This window comes from Hallella absiana (genome assembly GCF_025457485.1).
Lineage (GTDB): Bacteria > Bacteroidota > Bacteroidia > Bacteroidales > Bacteroidaceae > Prevotella > Prevotella absiana.
Window position 1 is genome coordinate 43408 of the sequence record NZ_JAMXSP010000019.1, and the last position, 18724, is coordinate 62131.

Below are 18724 nucleotides of genomic sequence, written 5' to 3' on the forward strand. Positions count from 1 at the left end.
ACTCATGCCTCGATTGCTACAAATAAACATTACTGCGAACTGGGGTTCTCACGGCAAAATTGCTGAGATGCTTGGGCAGACAGTCATTAAAGCAGGCTGGCAAAGCTATATCGCGTATGGTAGATGGTATAACAAAAGCAAGTCTCAACTTTATCATATAGGAAACCCTATAGATGAATATATTCATGGACTTGGGTCTCGGTTGCTTGACAATCAGGGATTGCTGTCTCATCATGTTACGAAGCAACTTGTAAAATACATAACATCTATTCAGCCAGATATCATCCATCTGCACAATATCCATGGGTACTATCTAAATTATCCTCTATTGTTTAACTATCTTTCTTCTTCCAACACCCCTGTAGTATGGACCCTGCACGACTGTTGGGCATTTACCGGTCATTGTGCACATTACATGTCTGTCAATTGCAAGAAATGGATGACCCATTGTCAAGACTGTCCTCTAAAGCATGCATATCCTGCTAGTTGGTTAATCGATCGTTCATACAAGAACTTTGAGGACAAGCGGAGGCTCTTCTTATCCGTTAAGAAACTCACCATCGTACCCGTCAGTAAATGGTTGGAAAAAGATCTTCGAAAATCTTTTTTCCAAGATTGTGACATACATCAAATATACAATGGCATAGACACGTCCATATACTATCCGGAAAAGAAAAAAAAGGAGATCCTAAAGAAATACTATATTCCAACTAGCAAAAAAATAATTTTGGGTGTTGCTTCCAATTGGTACCAAAAAGGATTAGGCGACTTCATCAGATTAAGCCACTTAGTGGATGAAAATTATGTTATCGTTCTCGTGGGACTCAATGACAAAGAGCTATCCAATCTGCCAAAGAATATTATAGGCATTAAAAGAACTGAATCTCAGGCAGAACTCAGATCCTTATATTCGTCATCCGATGTATATTTCAACCCTACATGGGTAGATAACTTTCCTACAACCAACATTGAGGCATTAGCCTGTGGAACGCCTATTGTCGTATATGATACTGGTGGTTGTGCAGAGGCCGTAAGTCCAACGACAGGCTATGTTGTGCGACAAGGAAATATCAAAGAAGCGCATGAAAGAATCAAAGAAATCTGTGAACATTCTAAAATACAATATATAGAAGAATGCAGAAGTCAAGTGCTTAATAAATATAATTCAGAACAGCAATACAAAGAATATTATGACCTATATACCTCGATCTTGTAGAAAGCATTTGTGGATAAAGAATAGAAATAATTTACTAAAATACGATTTTCCTTTAATTTTCTTCCTTATATTATTATCTGCTTGTTCAAAAGAAGACATACAAATTATTCAGCAATCAAATAGCAACAAAATCTTTGTTACATACCAAGAATCAAAAACAAAGCTACCCAATGGTAATAGTTGCGCTTTGATTGCCATCAACCAGCATTTCAACGACTCAACAGACTTTGGAGCAATATTTGGAAACAAAGAACATACTATCAACAAAAACTTTGATTTTCAAAATCTCTTCTTGATAAAAAGAATCGGAGAACTTCCAAATACATCTCAATCTCCAAACGATACATCGTATCACTATCTTGCGGGGCATGACACTGACTATATTGTTGCCATGAGAATTTGTTCCGAAAGTAATAGCGATGGTGATTTCCCTGATTTTACCGACAAATTTACAGGTGGGTACCACGGTTATGACAGTCAAACAAGTGGAAATTATACACCTACTATGTATGAACTAAACAAAGAAGTCTTTGCAAATGGAAGTATCATGAAAGCAGGCGAGTCTGGCTACTATGATAGTTTAAAAATAATAGTCAGAAATTTTGTCCAAGGTTCAAATACAGAAAAGAAAGACGGTTCTGGGCGTAACATTCTCCTACAGGAAATCATACTTAAATGTTTGCCTAATAAAACATTCAATATACAGGTAAACCTCACCCCTTTGGAGAATATAAGATTCTACCAAGTAAATGGTTTATGCGCCTTCAATGACTTTGACTCCATTCAATTTATAAGTTCCGATAACAAGTCTAAATTATATCCCAAAGATCACGTCTTCAGATATCAAGATGCCAGGGTGGATACGATACGACAAATTAGCGAGAACTGTTTTTTTGACATTTTCATAAATCCATCCTTTGGCATTGGAACTGGAATATATAATGGAAACGACTATAATGCTTCCATTGAGTCAGCAAACAAGTCCTACTTCTGGATAATAGACAAAAGAGAAGGGCTCTTCGTACCACAGGGTACTATCTTTTCGTTCAGAGGAGGCTTTAAACTTGAAAGCCGATAAATATTTATTAAAAATATTACTTTATTAAGAACCATGAAGGTTTCTATCATTACCGTGACATTCAACAGTGTCGACACGCTGGCAATGACCATTGATTCGGTGCTTCGACAAACATATCAAGACATAGAGTATATAGTGAAAGACGGAGGATCAACAGACAAGACCATCGACGTAATCAAAGAATATGAACCTATGTTTCATGGTAGAATGAAATGGGTGTCTGCGAAAGACAAAGGCATCTATGACGGCATGAACAAAGGGATCGAGATGGCCACTGGAAATATTGTCGGCATATTAAATTCCGATGACTTTTTCACCGACAATCATGTGATTGAAAAGATTGCAGATGCCTTTAATGAGAAGAAGGTCGATGCTATCTATGGAGATGTTCACTTTGTAAAAGGCTCAAACCTAAAAAAAAGCATTAGATATTACTCTTCCAGACTTTTCTGTCCTTTCTGGCTTCGATTTGGTTTCATGCCTGCCCATCCTTCCTTCTATGTAAGGCGAGATGTATTTAGTAAGGTGGGACTGTATAAGACTGATTATAAAATTGGGGCAGATTTCGAAATGATGGTCAGAATGTTCTATAGGCATCGTATAACATACCATTACCTCCCATACGATTTCGTAACGATGAGAACAGGAGGTGTCAGCACCCGAGACATCAATAGCAGACGAATACTCTTGAAAGAAGATGTCAGAGCATGTCGTGAAAATGGAATCAGAACGAATCAGTTTCTCATTGCGCTAAAATACCTTTACAAATTTCTTGAATACAGATTTTAATTCACTTTCCACTCATCAATGCACCGCTTCTCGCGATTGAAGTTCACGCCAACCTTATAGAGTTTGCGGGGATCGGAAGCAAAAGGTGCGGCATAGCCCTTCTCGTCAATCTGACGGAGGGCGGCATCGGCACTCTGGTCGTATTTGAACTCGAAGATATAGATATAATCCTTGGTCTTGGCAATCATGTCTATGCGTCCATCACTGATTGTATGCTCCACCTCTGTGTAAAAGCCCAAGAGTTTCGTGATGAGATAGAACGCATTCTGGAAATAGAGCTCCGCATCACCCACGATCTTATAATCGGTATCAGCGAATAGTACCGCCATGCGTTTCATGAACGCTTCCGGATTGCCTTTCTCCATATCATGGACGAACTGTCCGACAAACATTGGTGACGCATTCTTCTCCATGTTCGTGTAGTACGGCAGCAAATACTCCGTAAATCCTTCTGATACCTCTTCGTTGGGAAATCCCAATGAATAGGTCTGAAAACGTTGATCATAACCCTTGATTGTCAAGTACCCGCTCTGATAAAGGATCGGCACGGGCGATACGTCGACCGAGTCGACGGAGTTGAGAAAGTCGCCTGACACCTCTTCTTCCGTGAGGTTCGGAAGGTAATAGTTGTCTCGTTTGAGCAACTGAACAAGAAACGAAGGGGTACCCGTCTCAAACCAGTAGCTGCCAAGCTCACCGGTTGCAAACGTGTTCAACAGACTGAAAGGATTGTAGATGTCAATGCCTCGCTGACGGAAATGGTAACCGTCATACCGCTTCTTCAGTTTGGCGGCAGCCTCATCAAAACTAATGCCATAAGCATCAGCGAAATCTTGAACAGATGACTTGAAATAGGTCATCAGTTCATCCTCTGTGATACCACAGATACCTTGATATCTTGCATCCATGGAGATATCGACAAGGTTGTTGAGGTCACTGAAGACGCTGACCTTTCCAAACTTCGTCACCCCCGTTAGGAACGCGAACTTGATATACTGGTCCTGGGTCTTCAACACGGAGTAGAATGCTTTCAGCGTGTTGCGGAAGTGCTCCTGCAGTTCCGGATTATCGATAGCCTGCAGCATCGGCTTGTCGTATTCATCTACAAGGATGACGACACGCTGGTTGTGTTTCTTGGCGATACGCTCGATGATACCTTTGAAGCGAAGCTCCGGTGTCACCTCGGAAGGGTATTTGCCATACACATCCTCTAATTTGCACAAATAGTCGTTGAGCACATGAAACAACGCATCCTCGGAATCGTACTTACCCGTATTGAGGTCGATATGAACGACGGGGTAGACCGTCCAGTCCTTCTCCAAGGCCTCGAGTACCAGTCCCCGAAACAGTTCTTTCTGTCCACGGAAATAGGCATCCATGGTGGAGATGAGCAGTGATTTACCAAAACGGCGCGGACGGCTGAGGAAATAATAGCTACCCTCTGAAGCCAACTTATAGATGAAAGCCGTTTTGTCCACATAGACATACCTTTCTTGCCTAACCTTGGTGAAGTTCTGTATTCCTATAGGATATTTCATACGTATCTACTTTTCTGCAAATTTACTGAGTTTTTTTTAGATTGACAACCAAAATTCATGTTTTTTCCATTCACGACAGAATAAAATCTGGCTAACTTTTTTAATTGTTTTTTATTCTCTTTTCTTTTCGATACAATATAACGATGGACTATGCGTTAACTGTAAAATAATGAATGAAAATTAGATGCAGAACTATCTACTATATCTCGGAGCTGCACTGATTAGCATGGGATGCGGATTTGCCGTCATTCCTACAATCACTAAGTTCTGTCTCAAATATAAAGTCTATGACCAGCCCAATGGCAGGAAAATTCACCACCAGCCTATACCTCGGCTTGGTGGCATCTCCTTTGTACCTGGTATCCTTCTTGCCTCTGTTGCCGTACTCTTCCTTATCAGTACGGGAAGCCAGAGAGAGATACAGGTGAGCCTGTGGAGCGTCTACTTCATTATAAGCCTCCTCATTATCTATGCCACAGGGATCATTGACGACCTCGTGGGACTTAACGCTACGATGAAGTTCAGCGTCGAGATCGCTGCAACTTGCATCATACCGGCTGCCAATCTTTATATCAACAACCTTTATGGGCTGTTCGGCATTTACACCATTCCTTTTTGGATAGGTGCTCCGCTGACAATTCTCGTTTTAGTATTCACCTGCAATGCCATCAACCTTATTGATGGTATTGATGGATTGTCCGCCTCCCTCACCATTATCGCCTTAATAGGTTTTTTCCTCTGTTTCTTTAAGGAAGATCTCTACTATTACTGCATCATGATCGCAGCACTAATAGGCGTGCTTATTCCCTATCTCTATTATAACCTTTTTGGAAGTACAGAGAAACGAAACAAAATATTCATGGGGGACTCGGGTAGTCTGAGCCTCGGTTTCATTCTTGGCTTCCTTTCCGTGAAATTGTGCATGGACACACCGCGCATGGATTACGATCCCCATAGAATCGTATGGGCCTGGTCGGTGCTTACAGTACCTTGCTTCGATGTCGTGAGAGTGTTTTTCTTCCGCATCATTCACGGACGCTCACCATTCCAGCCTGACAAAAATCACATTCATCATAAGCTCATGGCTTGCGGACTCAGTCAGCATCAGGCTTTGGTCACGATTGTTATCTTGCAGCTGTTGATCATTACAGCCAACATAGCATTGGCAGATATCGTATGCTCTTCTGTGATACTCTGCGCGGACGTTGCCATGTATATTATCTTTAATCTCGTTGCCAATCTGGTATCCAATCAGAAAAGCACAATCGTAAGCGAGGCTCAGCACATTACAAAATGAAACGAGCCTTAGACTTCATATTAGCTGTCATCTGCCTGGTGCTCTTCTCCCCGCTCATGTTTTTTTGTGCTGTCGCTATTAAGCGCGAAGACGGACTACCAGTCATCTATAGACAGGAGAGAATAGGTCTCCATGGCAAGCCTTTCCTAATATACAAGTTTCGCACGATGCGGATGGATGCAGAAGAAGGGGGCATTCCAAAACTTTTGGAGAAGCCAAACGATCCAAGACTTACCAAAGTCGGAAGGATATTACGTCGCCATCACCTCGACGAGCTCCCTCAGCTATGGAATGTCTTCAAAGGCGATATGGCGTTTATTGGCCCGCGCCCGGAACGGAAATACTATATCGAGCAGATCATCCAGCACGACCCACGATATGTATACCTCTATCAGATACGACCGGGAGTGACTTCATACGCCACCTTATATAATGGTTATACCGACACGATGGAGAAGATGCTCAAGCGACTGGATCTCGACCTCTACTATCTCGAGCACCGCTCGTGGTGGTTCGATGCAAAGATCCTCGTAAAGACCTTTATCAACATCGTCTTCGGAAAAGTGTTTTGAGGACAGAAAGAGGAAAAAAGACAAAAGGAACAGATATTGGGTCATTCTAAGACAGAAAGACAAAAAAATACAGATGCTGTGCCTCTTTCTAAGACAAAAAGACATAAAAGACAGATATTGTGATGCTTTATAAGACAAGAAAGACAGATTGAGCCTTTTCGCTATGCTTACCTATTTTCGTCATAGGGATACCCACTTTGAATATATTGTCAAAGAGTAACAGTACCCACAATAGAAGAGAAGAAAATCATGGGCAGGCTTTAACCTGTAGGCTGAGACTCAGAGCTCTATTGAGAACGGAAGCCTGCCCCTGGCTATTTTCCATAATATATTGGGATTTAGGACACCCATATTGATGTACACTAATATTGATTATTAGATAGGTACAGAACATACTCAAAAAGCGACGAAAACAGGTCTGCAACCGACAAGATTTCTATTCCGACATGGTTGGGCAAGCGTTTGCAGGTCATTAGCGAGAGCAATCATAGCTTTCTGATTTCTACCATTGGCAGTCCCGTCATTTCAGAAATCAACCCATCTTCCAGTCCTCTTGCCTTCATCTTTCGTGCCACTTCCAATGCTTTTGCCTGTGCACCCTTCTCGGTTCCGATTGCGATACCTTTCTCCATTCCTTCGCGCTTGGCAGCATCCATGCCGTTTTTGATGTCACGGTAGGCATTGGCACTCAGCTCGTAGGCACGGCGGTCTTCTGTAGTCATCTTGGCAATCTCAGCAGTCTTGAAAAGCTTTTCGAAGACACGACCTTGCAAGGCCATCGGACGGCTCATCAGATTTTGGAGATTCCTTAAGCAATAGATCCATTTCTCCAAGAGGCTATTGCATTCATCCAAGGTCTTGTGGAAATTGGCAAGCTCCACATAGATATAGGTCAGCTTGTCGTAGAAGATTTCGTGCGAATCCGTATCCATGAGCTTCACCTCGCGGAAGATACTGCTGTCGCTGTGCTTGTCCTCGGGAAACGTGAAGTTCAGTATGCCGATGGTGTACACGTCGTGGAGTTCATAGTTCCAGTTGCCCCGTTGGGCCTGCTCGGCGATAGGGAAAGTGGAATAATAGATGGAGCGGTCCTTGTAAAAGTCCTGGTATACATTCTGCATCTCCACGATAATGCGCGCACCGGTGTCCGTCGTGCAGTATACGTCAAAGACAGCACGACGAGCCTCTTCGTTCGTGCCGAACTTCTCGCTGTTCTTATAGGTGATGTCGGAAACGACAGGGTCGCCATTGAACAGCGCATTGAGGAAACTCATCAGCAAATCCTTGTTGAAGGGTGTGCCAAAGATGCGCTTGAAACCGAAGTCGGTCAGTGGATTGATGTATCGTTCTCCCGTGTGTATCATGGCGTAATGTTTTTTGTTACAAAGATAGGACTTTTCGTTGATAACTGCAAACTTTCTACAGTTCTTTTCTTTCCCATGTTACAACATTTTTCCATCATTCGTTTTGCTTTATTGGAATAATATGCCATCTTTGCAAATGTAAACGGCGGTTTATATAAACCACGGTTTACATTTAAAGACGAGTGACATGAAATTCTACGATCGGCAGTTCGCACACTATCAGTTCGAATTCAGAGGCCTTTCATTGCAAGATATGTAAGATAGCAGAAACAAAATCAACGAGAAATTTGGTGGAGCGCAAGAAAAGTAGTAACTTTGCAGGCAATTACGCTCCAAGGGTCGTGAAAGACCCGCAACGTGATCATAGAATTCTATAACAAAACGAATAATTAAAGAAATGAAAAAAGGTATTCATCCAGAAAACTATCGCCCCGTCGTGTTCAAGGACATGTCCAACGGCGATATGTTCCTCACACAGTCTACATGCAAGACCAACGACACTGTAGAGTTTGAGGGCGAGACTTACCCAGTGGTAAAGGTAGAAATCTCCAGCTCTTCGCATCCGTTCTACACGGGCAAGAGCAAGCTCGTCGACTCGGCTGGTCGTGTGGACCGCTTCATGAGCCGCTACGGCAAACTGAAGAAGTAAATACCAAAGCCAACAGAATAGAAGCGCGATCATACGTAGTTGCATATACGTTTGATCGCGCTTTTTTAGTAGAAGAAATTGGGAAACATGATTATGAAGATCAGAAACAGCAATAAGCCTTACGCCATTTGGACGTGGATCGTGACCTTTGTCCTTATCCTTACTATCCCTGTCATCGTTTCATGCTCTGAAGACGGTAATGGTGAACAAGAGGAGACGGTCAACACCAATGCCAATAACGCTCAAGTCTTCCCAGAATATGCTCGTATGGAGATGCCACGCATAAAAGACGGCAGCCGCATCATCATACACCGGACCAACGCATTCGGCGTGAACTATATCGTAGAATGGGACGACGGACTGCGTGCGCAACGCTGGACATGCTATCGTCTCGACCCGAAGAACAGCATTAGAACCGGCAGTCGTAATGGCTGGTGGCACGGAAGGGATCCCTTTGCCGAAGACGACTCGATACCTGCCGCTTACCGCACGACATTAACAGACTACAGGCAGATGACCCCTCACTACGACCGTGGACATATCTGTCCGTCTGCCGACCGGCTCAACTCCAAGGAGGCCAACCGGCAGACTTATCTGCTCGGCAACATCCAACCACAGCTCAATGGCTTCAACACCGGTGTGTGGCTCTATATGGAGAATAAGATCCATGGCAACAGCTTTGATGGTATCATAGGTTGGAACCGCGATGCCTTCCGCGACACCTTATATATATGTAAGGGTGGCACGATCGACAACGACAACTACACCCGCTCCCGCTCCAACACAGGTCTGGTCATCCCGAAATATTTCTTCGCCGCCATCCTGCGCATCAAGAATGGACAGTACAATGCTCTCGGTCTGTGGTTTGAACACAAAAACGACCACAGCACCAGCCTGAAAGCTTATGCTTGCAGCATCGACGAATTGGAGAAACGCACGGGCATCGACTTTTTCTGCAACCTGCCCGACGACCGCGAACGTGTCATCGAAGCCGCCCAACCCAATGACGCTCTGTGGGGACTGAAATAAAAACAAGACCATCCATTAAATAGGCACTTTCATTGTTTGGAGTTTTAACGCTCCGCTATGCGGAATGAAGAATATCAACGAATATCAAGAACATCTTCTATATATTCGGCAATATTTGTTATTCCATCGAAGATGGAGTGTTAAAAGTCTAAACGATTATCGTGTACCTATTTAACGGATGAACTCAAAACATCTTTATTGTGGACTGATCATTTCTTTGCAGTCATCACCACCTTCCAGTGTGTCTTGCCCTTGTCGGAGCCACGCGTGGCTGCCTTGGCATTACCGGTATAGCGGTCGAACCAGAAGTCATCGACCTCATCACCATCCGAAGACCACAGATAGCCGGTGAACCTACGATCGTTGAGATTCAAATCGTTATAGGCAATGCGCATGACATAGTCTGTCGTAGAGCCACCTTCGTGCACGTTCTTATAGGTGATATAGATGTCGCCCTTCTTCGGATCAATGTACCAGGTGAAGTCACGCTGTTTCTCCAGGTAGTCCGTCTGTGGCTTGTAATCATACTGCGTACCCGTACCCGAGATAGCCGTATTGTTGTATTGCACAAACTCAATGTCGGTCGAGTAGTCGATACTGTCAACAGCCACTCCCTGCTCATTGACTTTATAAGCTCTCATGTCACCCCGCCACTTTCCATTGAGTGTCTGCGCCATAAGCAAAAGGGGATCTTGACTATCGTCGTCTGATTGGTTGTTATAGTCATCGCCCCGAAACTCATCTTCGTACCAGTAATCCGGATCATCATCACAACTTGTGAAGAGCATTGGCATGGCAGCTATCACTGCCACTGCCATCATTATCTTAAACGCTTTCATATCTCTGAATGTTTTACCCACCTTGCTTGATCAATCTTACTCTACCTTTCCGAAATGTCTCACCGGCTTTTCTGTGCTATCAGTCTGAGCCCGAGTTCCGACAACATTCTTCTTGGCATAACCACCATAGTAATCGTCGTAGTAGTCATACCCCCAATCAGTGTAGCTATTCCAGTTGGGTGAAGACACCTGGACAAGACTAAAGTCTACGGTCTGGTTACCATAATAGATAGTGCCTTCAAAGCGACCGCGATACAGTCGATAGTCGCGAATCTGTACTGATGTACCCTCTTCTACGAAGTACACATTGATGACACCGTTGGACACTGTCCACTGAATATGATTGGCTACTTGATTGTTGCGCCACGGCGAGTTCTGATAATAGTCGATCCAATAGCCCGTACCCGAAGAATAAGTATAAGGATCTTGCACAAAGCAAATCTCAGAATATACTGCCTGATAGTACTGACCTTGGTATTCAGTGCTCACTTCCATGTTACCTTTCCACGTCCCTTCGAGTGTGGCTGCGATATCGCTGTCGTCGTCGCAGGAGACCAGCGTGGTAGCGGTCAGCGCGAGGAGCAGCATAGAGATTATAGACATTAACTTTTTCATTGTCTTTTCATTTTTGTGTTATTGATGCCGCAAAGTTAACGCATTTCTATTAAACGGCAACGGGAAATCGGATATTTATGAGAGGGATTTCCCTACAGTGTGAAGAGGAATCCGCTATTAATTAATCAAAAATAACCGGTAAAAGATGGGCTATCTCCATTCTTTTTTGTACTTTTGCCTTGCATTGTCTCAGAAAGGGAGGATGCAAAAACATAAGATTGTAAAACATAACAAAGATAAAGCCAAGAATAGAAAACAATGAGAACCGTTTACGAATTCAGTGTGAAAGACAGAAAGGGTAACGAAGTGTCCCTGCGCGAATATGCCAACGAGGTACTGCTCATCGTCAACACAGCCACCAAGTGTGGTTTCACCCCTCAGTATGAGGAACTGGAGAAGCTCTATGAGAAATACCATGCCCAGGGCTTCGAGATCCTCGACTTCCCCTGCAACCAGTTTGGCCAGCAGGCACCGGGCACCGACGAGAGCATCCACTCTTTCTGCAAGCTCACCTACGGCACCGAGTTCCCACAATTCAAGAAGATCAAGGTCAACGGCGACGACGCTGACCCGCTCTATAAGTTCCTCAAGACACAGAAGGGCTTCGCCGGTTGGGACGAGACACATCCTATCTACCCCATCCTCGACAAGATGCTCTCCGAGGCTGATCCTAACTATAAGGAGAGCCCCGACATCAAGTGGAACTTCACCAAGTTCCTGGTCAACAAAAAGGGACAGGTGGTGAAGCGCTATGAGCCCACTGAGAAGATTGACAACATCGCCAAGGACATCGAGGCGCTGTTATAATCCCCAACCCTTAAAGAAAAGGAGAACAACATGAAGACAAAGTGCTTAATCATCGGCAGCGGACCCGCTGGCTACACAGCCGCCATCTACGCCGGACGCGCCAATCTCAATCCGACGCTCTACACGGGTCTGCAGATGGGCGGTCAGCTCACACAGACCACCGACATCGAGAACTTCCCCGGATTCCCCGACGGCATCGATGCCAACGAGATGATGGAGAACTTCCGCAAGCAGGCAGCGCGCTTCGATGCTGACATCCGCGACGGTGTGATCACCGATGTGGACTTCAGCCAAAAGCCTTACGTGGCTACCACCGACCGTGGTGAGAAGATCGAGGCCGACACGATCATCGTGGCTACGGGTGCTTCTGCCAAGTACCTCGGTCTTCCCGATGAGGAGAAATATCGTGGGCAGGGCGTCTCTGCCTGTGCCACCTGTGACGGCTTCTTCTATCGCAAGAAGGTCGTCGCTGTCGTCGGCGGCGGTGACACAGCCTGCGAGGAGGCCACCTATCTGGCCAATCTCTGCAGCAAGGTGTATATGATCGTGCGCAAGCCTTACCTGCGCGCCTCCGAGATCATGAAAAAGCGTGTGGAGGACAATCCAAAGATAGAGATTCTCTACGAGACCAACACACTCGGACTCTATGGTGACAATGGTGTGGAGGGAGCTCATGTGGTTTATCGCAAGGGTGAGGCCGACGAAAAGAAATACGATCTGCCCATCGACGGCTTCTTCCTCGCCATCGGTCATAAGCCCAATACCGACATTTTCCGTGGCAAGCTCGACATGGACGAGGTAGGATATATCAAGACACAAGGCGACACGCCGCGCACCAACATCGAGGGTGTCTATGCCGCCGGTGACTGCGCCGATCCCACCTACCGTCAGGCTGTCGTTGCCGCCGGATCAGGCTGCAAAGCCGCACTGGAAGCCGAGCGCTATCTGCAAGGAAAGTAAATGAAGAAAACCTCAAGAGAAAGCGAATAACGAAGTCCTTCAACTTCGTTACTCGCTTTTTTTATGTTATCAAACGCTTCTCTTGTAGGTTGCAAGTTAGAATTGCTGCTGATCATCAACTCCGTTAAAGACTTCTGAGAAATAAAAACGTGTGATTATTGCACTATAAGATAAACTATAAATCGATACTTTTTTGCCGCCACACTTGCTTCTATCTAATATTTCACTTACCTTTGCAATTACAAAATCATATTAAAGAACTGCCCGTCATGCGCACTCCTGTTTTTCTGACCCTGCTGTTTCTCTGTCTCCCCGCCAGCACGTTGGTGGCACAGACCCGCCATCACGGCAAGCGACCGGTTAAACTGCAAATACCCATAGACAGCCTCACCGTCAACGGCACGTCGCTGGGATCTGTCGATGTGGTGACCGAAAACCACATGAACAAAGGTTTGGTCACCAATCCGCTCAATGCCCTCACGGGGCAGGCTGCCGGTGTGAACATCACATCGGGCGAGAACCGTATGGCACAGCTCAGCTCGATGCGTGTGCGAGGCACCACGTCCATCACCGGCGGCGAAGCCCCGCATCTGGACATCCGATGAGCGCATGAAACGCGTACTGAAGCATATTCATGAACATATTGCCGATAAGATAGACGTGACAGAGCTGGCCAGTGTGGCAACCGTCACCAAGGCCTACTTCATCCGGCTTTTCAAGCAGGAATTTGCCCAAACACCTGTTCAGTACATCGACCGTAAAAAGGTGGAACGCGCCCAATTGCTGCTCTTCACCTCTGATTGTTCGGTGAAAGAGGTTGCCTACAAACTTGGATTTAGCGACCATAGTTATTTCATCCGTCTCTTCCGCAAGATAGCCGGAATCACTCCTCAGGAATATCGCAGACAACTTAGATTATAATTCAACAACAATATGACTAAAAAAATAATCATCTTACTTTTAATGGCAGCATGCACAAATATAGCATATGCCACAGATTTTATAACCTTTAAACGGAGCTCACAATCCGATATTGAGCTAACAAGAACATCAGACACCATCACATACGACCCTCTCGACTGGAAGGGGGTAAGAATGGCTGTAGAGAATCTGCGTCACGACCTCAAAGCCGTCACCGGCAGTGCAAATGCACCTGTTGTAGTGGGCACCATAGGAAAAAGCAAACTGGCCAAGAAGTACAAACAGCAGTCAAAAGAACTGCAGGGCAAATGGGAGCAGTATTTGATTTTTACGGACAAGGGCAAGCTCGTCATTTTGGGGTCTGACAAGCGTGGCACCATCTATGGCATCTATGAACTGTCAAGACAGATTGGAGTCTCCCCCTGGTACTGGATGGCTGATGCACCCATCCAGAAACATGATCAGCTCTTTGCAAAAAGCGGCATCTATACAGATGGTGAACCTAAAGTGAAATACCGAGGCATATTCATCAACGACGAGTGGCCTTCGTTCGGCACGTGGTGTAAGAACCAGTTTGGTGGTATCAACTCTAAAGCATACGCCCGCATCTTTGAACTCATGCTCCGTCTAAAAGCCAACTACTTCTGGCCCGCCATGTGGGACAGCCGTTTCAATGAAGACGACCCTCTCTCGCCTCAGTTGGCCAACGATATGGGCATCGTCATGGGTACCAGCCATCACGAGCCGATGATGCGTGCCCACAAGGAGTATGTATATCGTAAAGACAGTATAGGTGCGTGGGATTATGCGACGAACAAGGCCAATCTTGACAAGTTCTTTGAAGAGGGTCTTGAGCGCAACAAGGCATACGACAATCTGATAACCATCGGCATGCGTGGAGACGGCGATGTGGCTATGGGCAATGGCGATGATGAGGACAACATGAAGACGCTGAAAGATGTAGTGGATGGTCAGCGCGAGATTATTGAACGTGTGTATAAGAAACCTGCCAGTGAGGTGCCGCAATTGTGGGCCATCTTCACCGAGGTACAACGCTATTACGATGCAGGCTTCACCGTGCCTGATGATGTTACTCTCCTCTTCTGCGACAACAACTGGGGATACATCCGCCGCACAGGACCAGAGAAGGAACGTACACGCAAGGGAGGCATGGGCATGTATTACCATATAGATATGAATGGCGGCCCTTGGAATGACCGATGGATAAACACTACGACTGCCGCAAAGATTCGCGAACAGTTGAATCTGGCATACCAGACAGGCATTGACCGTATCTGGATTATCAATGTAGGCGACCTCAAACCAAAGGAAATGCCTATCGACTTCATCATGCATTATGCCTGGAATCCTGACGATTATCCCGCCGACAAGATAGACCAGTACATGGTGGATTGGGCACGAAGTATCTTTGGCGGTGAATATGCAAGAGAAATTGCAGACATCGTTACGGAGTATTCGAAGATGAATCTGGAGCGGAAGCCAGAGGTACAGCGTGTAGGTATCTACAGCGTTGAGACTGGTGAGGCACAACGAATGTTCAACCGCTGGGATGATCTGGAGAAACGCACTCTTTCACTCAGCAAGAAGATACCTGCGGAAATGCAGGATGCCTTCTATCAATTGGTAGAATACCCGGCAGTAGCAAGTGCTGGAGTGGCGAAGATATATCTGGCAGCAACTTTGGGTGATTCGATTACAATGCAAGCACTTTTTGAGCGTGACAAACAGATGACCTACAAATATAACAAGGTCATTGCTGGAGGCAAGTGGGATGGCATGATGCTTGACAAGCACATTGGCTACCGCACGTGGTCGATGCCAAGCGAAAATACCCTGCCTCAGGTGGCCAATCCATCGGGCAAAACTGGCGCAATCGCCAACGAAACAGCCATCATGGCATATGACTACACACGCAGAACAGCCACAGATGATGCCCGCTGGGTGTTTCTGCCAGGACTGGGACGCGGCAAGGGTAATATGGGCATTGAACCTGTCACGGCAAAAAGCCGTCCTTTGGGTGATGGTGCCACATTGGAATATGACATCAACTTCTCACAATCTGGGAGACAGAAACTTGCTCTGGGAATCTTGCCCACCAACGATGTTAACCCTGCACGCGGACTCCGTATTGGCATTCGTGTCGATGACGGCAAGATGCAGACTATTGATGCCCGACAAGGCTATGTGGACACCTTCAACGAATATACAAAAGAGAATATAGCACGTTCGAAGGTGCTGAAACCACTGCCTCAACCTGCAAGCGACATCTATCTGTCTGGTACCCGTCAACGTATGCGCAACGAGGTGTTTGACAATCTCCGATGGCTCAGCATCGACCTCGACATACCTACAGAAGGCTATCATACCGTTAAAGTTGTTATGATAGACCCGGAAATCGTCGTTGAGAAGTTAGTTATTAATCCTGATAATGAACATCCATCCTATCACGGCAAAGAATAAACAATTATGAAGAAACTTTTATTCATAATCTCTATCGTTGTTATAGCGTCTTTGAACATCCAGGCTCAGGGATATCGCAACCCTGTGCTTCCCGGCTTTCATGCAGACCCAAGTGTGTGTACTGACGGCAAGGATTTCTACCTTGTGAACAGCACGTTTCAGTATTTCCCGGGAGTACCAGTCTTCCACAGCAAAGACTTGATACACTGGGAACAGGTAGGTAATTGCCTCTCGCGCAAGTCGCAGCTTGACCTCTCGGGGCTTTACACACAGAACCAGCCAGAACTGGGTTGGACTAATGCGGGCATCTATGCCCCAACCATCCGCTACCACGAGGGCCGCTATTACATGGTGACTACGATTTTCCCATCACGTCGCCATTTCTACGTATGGACAGACAACCCCTCAAAAGAATGGTCAGACCCCATCTTCATAGACTTCGCCCTCGGCAGTTGCGACCCTACGCTCTTCTGGGACGAAGGAAAATGCTATTTCTTATGGAAAGCGGCAGCAGACGAAACTCGGCCAGGAATCAAGCCGGGTGAAATCAACATCTGCGAAATAGACATACGTACCGGTAAGCGCATAGGCAATGTCCATCACTTGGGAACGGGGCTCGGCGGACGCTATCCTGAAGGGCCACACATATACAAAAAAGACGGCTATTATTACATGATGCTTGCCGAAGGCGGCACGGAACATGGTCACCACGTCAATATCTTGCGAAGCCGCTCTCTGTTCGGGCCCTACGAACCGAACCCTGCCAACCCCATCCTGACGCATTTCAGTATGAAGATGCAGAACAGTAATATTCAAGGACTCGGACATGCAGACCTCATACAAGCGCCCGACTCCTCATGGTGGATGATATGTCTGGGTTATCGCACCAGCGGTTACCTCTTGCATGTGATGGGACGCGAGACAATGCTTGCTCCTGTACGTTGGAACAAGAATGAATGGCCAGTGGTCAATGGCAACGGCACTATCGCCATCGACATGAAGTGCAACACCCTACCCCAAGTCCCAATGCCCCTTGACCCTGTTCGTGAAGAGTTCAAATATGTCAAGCGCGATGTGCCTGCCGACAGCTACAGCAGCATCGGATTGCCTTGGGGATGGATGAGCATCGGCAATCCCAATTATTCCCGCTACTCACTCACCGAGCGCGAAGGTTGGTTACGTCTGCATACCACTTCTACGCCTCTCGATGCAGCCACATCGCCCACTTTCGTGGCAAGACGTCAGACTGAGTTACGTTTCAGCGCCACTTCACTCATCGACGCATCCCATCTGGCGGAAGGCTCTCAGGCAGGAATCACGGCCTATGCAGCCCCCCTGAATCATTATGATGTGATGGTAGAACGAAAGAACGGAAGACTATTTGCCAAGTCGAACATCCGTGTGGGAACACTCAGCCATACCGGCCAACCCGTTGAACTGAAAGACGCTCAGGCTTACATACGCATCAGTTCCGACAAGGACTATTACTACATGCAAGTTTCTACCGATGGCAAATCGTTCGCTACACTCGCCAAGATGGACTTCCGCTATCTTTCAACCGAGGTGATAGGCGGGTTCACAGGCGTGATGCTTGGCTTGTTTGCCCAGGGTGAAGCCGGATATGCAGATTTTGATTGGTTTGAATATACAACAGAATAAAGCAAGGAGCGTCATGTAGATAAGGGGATAATCGCCATGTATTTGATGCTCTGTAGAATGTTTTTACGAGTTCCACGATTCCGCGTAACATTTGATTTGTGTGCCGTCCAAAAAAGAAGGAGAAAGGGGCAGATAAGTTTGAACATGGTGCAGTTTAGTTTATTCCCATATTAAATATCCATAACCTAAACTAAACCTCCTGACTTCGTCACTTTTATATTGAGACCCAATGCTGCCCTTGATCATCAGACTTTTCACACAGAGTCGCAGAGATGATTGAGCCGCAGAGATGATACGTGTGAGAGGCTGAGATCGCTGAGAGGCCTTCGGCCTTATGAGGAGAGCGCAGAGAGACCTTCGGTCTATGTGGAGAGTATGTGGAGCGTATGAAGAGATATACTGCGAGAACAGTGTTGGTTAATCTCTGTGAACTTCTCCCAAGACCGAAGGTCTCTCTCTGCGTGCTCTAATTCTCAGAAGCAATAACCCCGTGGCTCGATTATCTCCGCGGCTCCGCGAGAAAATATATACGCCACTGCGAGAATCGACTTGCATTATAGCAAGGGTTTCATGGGGTTGGGTCAGAATTTGAATAGAAAAGGCACAAATAGGGATTTTTTTATTCCTAAAATTACTATTTCAGTTAGTTGACAGGTCAGTTAACTCTTATTTCCCCAACCATCTTCTTTCTGCTTTTACCCATAGTCTGTAATGTTTTGGCGAAAAGAAAATCCCTTCACCGGTTGAACATTACGAGACGCTTCTCTTTTGTGTCTTGCTTATTTTTAACCCTTAATTCCGCAACACTATTACAAATATAACTTTTTAAGTACCTGAGCAACAAAAAGTTGCCCAGGATTTTGCCATGTCGAAGAATTCACTTATCTTAGTGTTGCAAAAATAAACAAGC

The 18724-nt window shown here is 45.8% G+C and carries 16 protein-coding genes and 1 pseudogene; 13 read left to right on the forward strand and 4 right to left on the reverse strand.

All coding sequences use genetic code 11. From position 1 onward, the window contains the following. The first annotated feature begins 4 nt into the window (after positions 1-4). The 3 genes from NG346_RS10140 to NG346_RS10150 are packed head-to-tail and all read left to right on the forward strand — an operon-like array spanning position 5 to position 3083. Positions 5-1216, forward strand: coding sequence for a glycosyltransferase (locus NG346_RS10140; RefSeq protein ID WP_262280296.1), 1212 nt, complete (start codon positions 5-7; stop codon positions 1214-1216). Continuing rightward, positions 1191-2294 carry a hypothetical protein gene (locus NG346_RS10145; protein WP_262280295.1) on the forward strand — a complete coding sequence of 368 codons (1104 nt, stop codon included), beginning with the start codon at positions 1191-1193 and terminating at the stop codon, positions 2292-2294. Before NG346_RS10140 ends, NG346_RS10145 begins: the two co-directional genes overlap by 26 nt. A gap of 33 nt (positions 2295-2327) precedes the next feature. Continuing rightward, on the forward strand, positions 2328-3083 hold the full coding sequence (locus NG346_RS10150) for a glycosyltransferase family 2 protein (protein WP_262280294.1): 756 nt from the start codon (positions 2328-2330) through the stop codon (positions 3081-3083). Here NG346_RS10150 and NG346_RS10155 read toward each other — a convergent pair. After that, positions 3080-4621: an ATP-binding protein gene (locus tag NG346_RS10155; protein WP_262280293.1), complete on the reverse strand. Its 1542-nt coding sequence runs from the start codon at positions 4619-4621 to the stop codon at positions 3080-3082. The two genes, NG346_RS10150 and NG346_RS10155, sit on opposite strands and share 4 nt — an antisense overlap. A 184-nt stretch (positions 4622-4805) precedes the next feature. On the opposite strand from NG346_RS10155, the gene NG346_RS10160 reads away from it, so the two are divergent. After that, entirely contained in the window at positions 4806-5918 is a 1113-nt protein-coding gene (locus tag NG346_RS10160) for a glycosyltransferase family 4 protein (protein WP_262280292.1), read from the forward strand. Continuing rightward, the gene (locus NG346_RS10165; protein WP_262280291.1) at positions 5915-6490 is read left to right on the forward strand and encodes a sugar transferase; all 576 of its coding nucleotides are present in this window, start codon (positions 5915-5917) and stop codon (positions 6488-6490) included. Before NG346_RS10160 ends, NG346_RS10165 begins: the two co-directional genes overlap by 4 nt. 485 nt (positions 6491-6975) lie before the next feature. Here NG346_RS10165 and NG346_RS10170 read toward each other — a convergent pair whose 3' ends face one another. Further along, positions 6976-7854, reverse strand: coding sequence for an Rpn family recombination-promoting nuclease/putative transposase (locus NG346_RS10170; protein WP_262280290.1), 879 nt, complete (start codon positions 7852-7854; stop codon positions 6976-6978). 397 nt (positions 7855-8251) lie between these two features. Between NG346_RS10170 and NG346_RS10175 the strand changes: the two genes are divergently transcribed. Together NG346_RS10175 and NG346_RS10180 are read left to right on the forward strand one after the other, a co-directional pair. Then, positions 8252-8503 (forward strand): type B 50S ribosomal protein L31, encoded by a 252-nt coding sequence (locus NG346_RS10175; RefSeq protein WP_154532795.1) that lies wholly within the window; start codon positions 8252-8254, stop codon positions 8501-8503. 93 nt (positions 8504-8596) lie between these two features. Then, positions 8597-9532: a DNA/RNA non-specific endonuclease gene (locus tag NG346_RS10180; protein ID WP_262280289.1), complete on the forward strand. Its 936-nt coding sequence runs from the start codon at positions 8597-8599 to the stop codon at positions 9530-9532. A 209-nt stretch (positions 9533-9741) separates the two neighbouring features. Here the strand turns inward: NG346_RS10180 and NG346_RS10185 are convergent, their stop codons facing one another. Together NG346_RS10185 and NG346_RS10190 are read right to left on the reverse strand one after the other, a co-directional pair. Further along, positions 9742-10371 (reverse strand): hypothetical protein, encoded by a 630-nt coding sequence (locus NG346_RS10185; RefSeq protein ID WP_262280288.1) that lies wholly within the window; start codon positions 10369-10371, stop codon positions 9742-9744. A gap of 36 nt (positions 10372-10407) precedes the next feature. After that, positions 10408-10986, reverse strand: a complete 579-nt coding sequence (locus NG346_RS10190; protein ID WP_262280287.1) for a hypothetical protein — start codon at positions 10984-10986, stop codon at positions 10408-10410. A 258-nt stretch (positions 10987-11244) separates the two neighbouring features. Between NG346_RS10190 and NG346_RS10195 the strand changes: the two genes are divergently transcribed. From NG346_RS10195 to NG346_RS10220, 6 genes and pseudogenes are all read left to right on the forward strand, one after another. Beyond that, positions 11245-11793, forward strand: a complete 549-nt coding sequence (locus tag NG346_RS10195) for a glutathione peroxidase (RefSeq protein ID WP_262280286.1) — start codon at positions 11245-11247, stop codon at positions 11791-11793. Between the two features lie 30 nt (positions 11794-11823). Next, positions 11824-12753, forward strand: coding sequence for a thioredoxin-disulfide reductase (trxB, locus tag NG346_RS10200; RefSeq protein WP_262280285.1), 930 nt, complete (start codon positions 11824-11826; stop codon positions 12751-12753). 269 nt (positions 12754-13022) lie between these two features. Then, a pseudogene (locus NG346_RS10205) lies at positions 13023-13340 on the forward strand (SusC/RagA family TonB-linked outer membrane protein); the annotation flags it as partial. A 22-nt stretch (positions 13341-13362) separates the two neighbouring features. Then, positions 13363-13674, forward strand: coding sequence for a helix-turn-helix domain-containing protein (locus tag NG346_RS10210; protein ID WP_262280284.1), 312 nt, complete (start codon positions 13363-13365; stop codon positions 13672-13674). Between the two features lie 174 nt (positions 13675-13848). Then, entirely contained in the window at positions 13849-16155 is a 2307-nt protein-coding gene (locus NG346_RS10215; RefSeq protein ID WP_262280283.1) for a glycosyl hydrolase 115 family protein, read from the forward strand. Positions 16156-16161: 6 nt separating this feature from the next. Continuing rightward, complete coding sequence (locus NG346_RS10220) at positions 16162-17814, forward strand: glycoside hydrolase family 43 protein (RefSeq protein WP_262280282.1); 1653 nt, start codon at positions 16162-16164, stop codon at positions 17812-17814. The last annotated feature ends 910 nt before the right edge of the window (positions 17815-18724 follow it).